Here is a 5447-nt window from a genome sequence, read left to right as displayed (position 1 = left end):
CTTGCCCACCCGCGCCGGGACCACGGCGAAGCCGTAGTGCTGCGCGAGGTCGGCATAGGCGACGTTGAGCTGCGGGTCATAGCGTTGCGCCCGGGTGACGGCCGCCTTGAGGTTGTCGGGCTTATGTTCCCGAGCGCGTTATGTTGCCTTGGTCGGGCAAGCGATTGAAGCGCTTGGGGGAGCGCGCGCCCAAGGGCACATAACGATCACAGGGATTCGAGCCATTGCAACAGCTCTGGATTCTTGTGCCATATGGGCTTTCGGGGGGACGCCGGGGGAGAATCCCACACAGGCTCGCAGGTGCGAAGCGCATCCACCTTTATCCGCATGTTGATCTCGGCGTAGCGGTTGGTCGTCTCCAGGCTGACGTGTCCGAGCCAGGCTCGGATCACGTTCACCTCAACACCGGCCTCGAGCAAATGCACGGCGGTGGTATGGCGAAGAACATGGGGCGAGATGGGACGCGGTGTGCCATCGGCGCTTTTCTTCACCACCTTGGCGGTATGGCGCCGCACGAGCTTGTAGATGCCGAAGCGGGTCAGCGGCGTACCGTTGCGGGCGAGGAAGACCGCGTCTTCGGGGTTGCGGTGCTTCCGATTATGCTCCAGCAAGCGCTCCAATACGTCCGCGGTTCGCGACCACAAGGGGCAAATCCGCCATTTGTCGCCTTTGCCGTGCAGCCGGGCCCGAGCTTCGGAACCGAGTTCCAAGTGTGATACACGCAGATCCGCCGCCTCCTGGACGCGCGCCCCTGTGTTGTAAAGGAAGTGCAGCAAGGCCTGGTCGCGCACGGCCAGCGGGCCCGCACTAGGGAGAGCGGCGAACAGGGCACTGATCTCGTCGCGCTCGAGATACAGCGTCTCACAAGGCGGCGCGCGTTTGACGGGAATGCAGGCAACTCGCTGGGCCTCGCCCAACACGCAGGGCTCGCGGTCGGCCAGGTACTCAAAGAAGCTGCGCACCGCCGCCAGTCGCTGGTTGCGAGTCCTCGCCCCATTACCCCGCTCTTGTTCAAGGGCCTGCAGGAAACGGCGCACACGCGCGCCGGTGAGATCGGACAATGCCAGGCGGGTGATTTTGCAGCGCTTGTCCTTCGCGAGGAACTGCAGGAACAAGCGCACGCCCTCTTGGTAACTGCGGATGCTCGCCGGACGCAGCCCCCGTTGACACTTTAGGTGATCCTCCAAGTAGGCAAAGAGCAGACCTCCCAGTCGATCGGTCATGGCAGGACCTCCTTATCACAGGGAACGGCGAAGCGTTCGAAGCGCCGGCTCGCCTCCTTCAGCAGGGCTTCCGTGATGGTCAGATACCAAGCAGTCGAGGCTGGGTCGGCATGACCCATAAAGGTTGAGAGTTGAAACAGCCGTCGATTGGGGTCCACACCGCTGCGGTACCAGCGCAGCAAGGTGGCGACCGCGAAGGAATGGCGTAAGCAATGCAGGCGGGGTGTGCCTACACCGGGTGGGACATGCAGGTTGAGCGCCGGCATGAGATGGTGGAATGTCTGGCTCACGGTCTCGGTGCGTATCGGCTTGCGCACGGGAGCAACGCTGAAGGCAAATAACGGGTCATCCGGCTGCCAGGGGCCGTACTTGTCGATGCCCTGTTCGCAATAGGCTGCGATGTGCTGTGCCATGCGCGGACCGAAGGGCACCAAACGCGTCTTGCCGAACTTGCTCTTGTCGATCACCAGCAGGGCGCGTCGATCATCGACATCGCGACAACGCAGCCGCACAATCTCGCCGACGCGCAAGCCCAAGCCGTACATCAGTGAGAAGATCAACCGGTAGACGCCACCGCGATATGGTGCCCGAGGACGGTCGGGAAGCTGTGCTGCCAGCCCCAGGAGTTGTTCCACCTGGGCCGGTTCGAACAGGAAGGGACGAAGCTGGGAGGTCACCTGCCGCGGGCGCACGCGAACGGGGGAATGCTCCATGCGCTCCTGGATCAACTGCCAGTCAAAGAAACAGCGCAGCACGCCCAACAGGTGATTGTAGCTACGCGGGCGAGCGCGTGGGCGCGAGGCGAGAAACGCCTCGATCAACGCCGGTTGCAATGCCGCAGCATCGGTCACCGATTCTCGGACCAGGAACCGGTCGAGTAATCGCAAGGCGCGCTCTTCGGTATCAAACTTGCGGCCCAGTGCTCGCTTGTAGCCCACGTAGGCGGCGATGTCCTCGCCGAGGACACTGTGAAGTGAGGTGCTCATGGCAGCACCTCCTCGTGGCCCAGCGCTACCTCGCGCAGGGTCTCCACATCCACCTTGGAGTAGATGCGCGTTGAACTCGGCGATGCGTGACCGACGTAATCGCCGATGACCTTGAAGTTGAACTCGGCGTCCACCAGTCGCTGCACACAGGTGTGGCGCAGGGTGTGGGATCCCGGGCGGCGCACGCGGATGCCTGCCTTGCGCAAATAGTGGGTCGCGCGGTTGGCCACGGTAACCGGGGTCACCGGACATACGGGCGCCAGGACACGGAAGAACAGTTGCCGCTGCTCGGTGCTGGGACGCGCCGACTGCAGGTAGTCGAGTATCGCCTCACCCACCAAAGCCGACAGGGGGTAGGCCGTGGTGTGGCCCGCCTTGCGCTGCGGCACCAACAGGCGCTCGCGCTTCCAGTCGATATGCTCCAGCGTCAATCCGGCCACCTCATAGCCGCGCAGGCCATAGGTGATGAGCAGCAACAAAATCGCGTAGTCGCGCTTGCCCAGCGCAGTGCGCCGGTCGACGACGCCAAGCATGCGCCGGACATCGTCCCAGGAAATCGAGCGGGGGACATCGGCCAACTGATACCGGCGCGGCGACTCAACGGTTGCGCCGAGATCGCGGCTGATCAGCTGCTCGCGGTGCAGATAGCGCAAGAACACCCGAAGCGTGCTGCATAAGCCGGTCATGGAATGCGGGCTCAGTCGGCGACCGCTCTCCACGACAAAAGCGCTGAGTACCGCCGGGGTCAGCTCGGCCAGACACGAGACATTGATTCGCGCCAAGTAGGCTTCCAGGCTGCGCAGATAGTGGCCATAGTGCCAGATAGAGCGCTCACGCAGACCCCGCTCCTCGCGCAGATAAACGAAGAACCCGGGTGCCTGCTCCAAGAAGGGCTCCCGGCAGGTGCGCCGACGACCCCTCCCATGGAAACCAGGCACGATTAGAGACAGCAACTGCTCGGTCGGGGTCCGTGCATCATTGCCCACCCATTGCGTCGCCTGCCACGCATTCTTGGCGTGAGCCTTGACCCAGTGTTGCACAAAGGCCTCGACATGGGACGGCAGTTCGCTCCAGCACGTCGCGCCACGATCGCGCGCAAACGTACCGAACTGCATCAGGATAGGGACCCGCCGCGTGATCGTCCTAACGCTATAGCCCTGCTCTGCCAGCCACGCCACGTACCATCCGATGGGCTCCCCAATCCATGAAGCACGGATCGCATCAATGGTATCGGGCTTAGCGAAGTAACGCTCTAACATGACAATCTCCTTTCTGAGATGGGGAAAGGAGATCATGAGCTAAAATGGCGCCCGTCGTTTTGTGGCCTTTATGTTCGCCATCACCCGATTAATCAGAGGGTTGCACCCCGTGCGGCAACATAACGCGCTCGGGAACATAACCCCGATAATCTCAAAAGCGGCGTGCACAAGGCGCACCGTTACGAGCCCGATCTCAACCCGACTTATCAGGCCCTAGCGAGCCACTATGGCGTCGCGGTTGTCCCAGCGCGTCCCAGACGCCCACGGGATAAATCCAGGGCTGAACTGGGCGTCCAACTCGTAGAGAGGTGGATACTCGCCGCGCTGCGCAACCGCCAGTTCTTCTCACTCCCCGAACTCAACGCCGCGATTGCCGAGCTTCTCGAGCGGCTCAATGCCCGGGCATTCAAGAAGTTGCCTGGCTCTCGCCGGGAACTCTTCGAGAGCCTGGATCGCCCGGCGTTGCAGCCCCTGCCGGCTGAACCCTATGTCTACGCCGAGTGGAAAAAGGCGCGGGTGCATATCGACTACCACGTCGAGGTGGACGGCCACTACTACTCGGTGCCTTACCAACTGGTGAAAAAGCAGATCGAGGTGCGGCTGACCGCGCAGACCGTGGAGTGCTTCCACCGCGGCGCCCGCGTCGCCAGCCATCGCCGCTGCGCGCTCAAGGGGCGCCACACCACCGTCACCGAGCACATGCCAGCGGCCCACCGCCACTACGCCGAGTGGACACCCCAGCGGCTGATCAACTGGGCCGAGAAGACCGGGCCGGCCACCGCCACCGTGATCGCGACCATCCTCGAGCGCCGCGCCCACCCGCAGCAGGGCTTTCGCTCGGCGCTCGGCATCATGCGCCTGGGCAAGAACCATGGCGCCGGGCGCCTGGAGGCGGCCTGCCAGCGCGCCCTGCACATCGGCGCGCTGAGCTACAAAAGCCTCGAGTCCATCCTGCGCCAGGGCCTCGATCGCAAGCCCCTGCCCGAAGACGCTGAGCAGGACACCACAACCCCCATCGCCCACGCCCATATCCGCGGCGCCGGGTACTACCACTGAGCCACAGGAGAGCCACCATGCTGACCCACCCCACGCTGGAGAAACTCAGAGAGTTGCGCCTCATGCGTATTCCGGTGAACGTGACCGCTGATTCCGCTGTTCGTGACCGATGCGCGGCGCGGTGTGTGCTGGGCCGTGTTCATTGAGCTTGATCGGTCACGATGGGTCAAGTCTCGGCGATGGTGGTGGCGTGCCGTCGAGCAGCCAGTTGGCGTAGTCACTGGATATCTGTGTATCCACCAGGGCGGTGAGGACTTCCCGCTGGAGCCACTGACTGACCGCGACGCGACCCGGGTCGTTGTGGTCATCCAGGCGGTCCTGGAGCCAGCGGCGCACCACCTGATGGGCCTGGGGTGTTTCGGGCGGGTAGCCCAGACGGATGGCGAGGTAGCTGGATAGCAGTGTATCCAGGTTGGCGGTGGTGCGCCGTTGTCCCAGGCGTAGATGGAAGCGGGTGTTGCGGTCCATTGCCTTGTTCATTGGTCGGTCTCCTGGGTGCGGGTGGTCTGGCGCATGGAGGCGCCTTTCAGGGGCAGGCGGTGGGCGTTGTGGAGCAGGCGGTCGAGGATGGCGTCGGCGAGAGTGGGCTCGCCGAGGTAGTCGTGCCAGTGCTCGACGGGGAGCTGGCTGGCGATCAGCGTCGAGCGCAGGCCGTGGCGGTCCTCGATGAGTTCCATGAGGTCCTGACGCTGGCTGGCGGTCAGCGGCGCGATGGCCCAGTCGTCGAGGATGAGCAGTTCGGTACGCGAGAGCTGCTGCATCAGCCGCGGGTAGGAGCCATCGGCGTGGGCGATGTGGATGTGCTCGAGCAGCCGCGGGAGGCGGACGTAGCGCGTGGACAGGCCCTGGCGGCAGGCCTGGTTGCCGAGCGCGCAGGCGAGGTAGGTCTTGCCGGTGCCGGTGGGGCCGGTGAGCAGCAGGTT

Annotated in this window: 5 protein-coding genes and 1 pseudogene; 1 reads left to right on the top strand and 5 read right to left on the bottom strand. The window is 63.9% G+C overall.

What is annotated here, in order from left to right:
• Positions 1-206: 206 nt before the first annotated feature.
• The 3 genes from QZT63_RS04750 to QZT63_RS04740 are packed head-to-tail and all read right to left on the bottom strand — an operon-like array spanning position 207 to position 3468.
• The gene (locus tag QZT63_RS04750) at positions 207-1223 is read right to left on the bottom strand and encodes a tyrosine-type recombinase/integrase (protein WP_290649039.1); all 1017 of its coding nucleotides are present in this window, start codon (positions 1221-1223) and stop codon (positions 207-209) included.
• On the bottom strand, positions 1220-2209 hold the full coding sequence (locus tag QZT63_RS04745) for a tyrosine-type recombinase/integrase (protein WP_290649038.1): 990 nt from the start codon (positions 2207-2209) through the stop codon (positions 1220-1222). Before QZT63_RS04745 ends, QZT63_RS04750 begins: the two co-directional genes overlap by 4 nt.
• A complete protein-coding gene (locus QZT63_RS04740; RefSeq protein ID WP_290649036.1) occupies positions 2206-3468 on the bottom strand; it encodes a tyrosine-type recombinase/integrase in 1263 nt (420 codons plus the stop codon). The genes QZT63_RS04745 and QZT63_RS04740 overlap by 4 nt, the downstream gene beginning before the upstream one ends.
• 141 nt (positions 3469-3609) lie before the next feature.
• Here QZT63_RS04740 and QZT63_RS04735 point away from each other — a divergent pair.
• Positions 3610-4524: pseudogene (locus tag QZT63_RS04735) on the top strand (IS21 family transposase); the annotation flags it as partial.
• A 156-nt stretch (positions 4525-4680) separates the two neighbouring features.
• Here the strand turns inward: QZT63_RS04735 and QZT63_RS04730 are convergent.
• A complete protein-coding gene (locus tag QZT63_RS04730; protein ID WP_290649034.1) occupies positions 4681-5004 on the bottom strand; it encodes a hypothetical protein in 324 nt (107 codons plus the stop codon).
• Positions 5001-5447: ATP-binding protein (locus QZT63_RS04725; protein WP_290649033.1), on the bottom strand; the 447-nt coding region annotated here is incomplete at its 5' end. The genes QZT63_RS04730 and QZT63_RS04725, both read right to left, overlap by 4 nt.

The sequence above is a fragment of the Aquisalimonas sp. genome, assembly GCF_007120195.1.
Taxonomy (GTDB): domain Bacteria; phylum Pseudomonadota; class Gammaproteobacteria; order Nitrococcales; family Aquisalimonadaceae; genus Aquisalimonas.
This window is presented reverse-complemented; position numbering and strand designations above follow the sequence as displayed.

Bases quoted from the DNA above. Each gene is read 5' to 3' on its own strand.
- QZT63_RS04750 (WP_290649039.1), bottom strand. From the start codon at position 1,223: ATGACCGATCGACTGGGAGGTCTGCTCTTTGCCTACTTGGAGGATCAC.
- QZT63_RS04745 (WP_290649038.1), bottom strand. From the start codon at position 2,209: ATGAGCACCTCACTTCACAGTGTCCTCGGCGAGGACATCGCCGCCTAC.
- QZT63_RS04740 (WP_290649036.1), bottom strand. From the start codon at position 3,468: ATGTTAGAGCGTTACTTCGCTAAGCCCGATACCATTGATGCGATCCGT.
- QZT63_RS04730 (WP_290649034.1), bottom strand. From the start codon at position 5,004: ATGAACAAGGCAATGGACCGCAACACCCGCTTCCATCTACGCCTGGGA.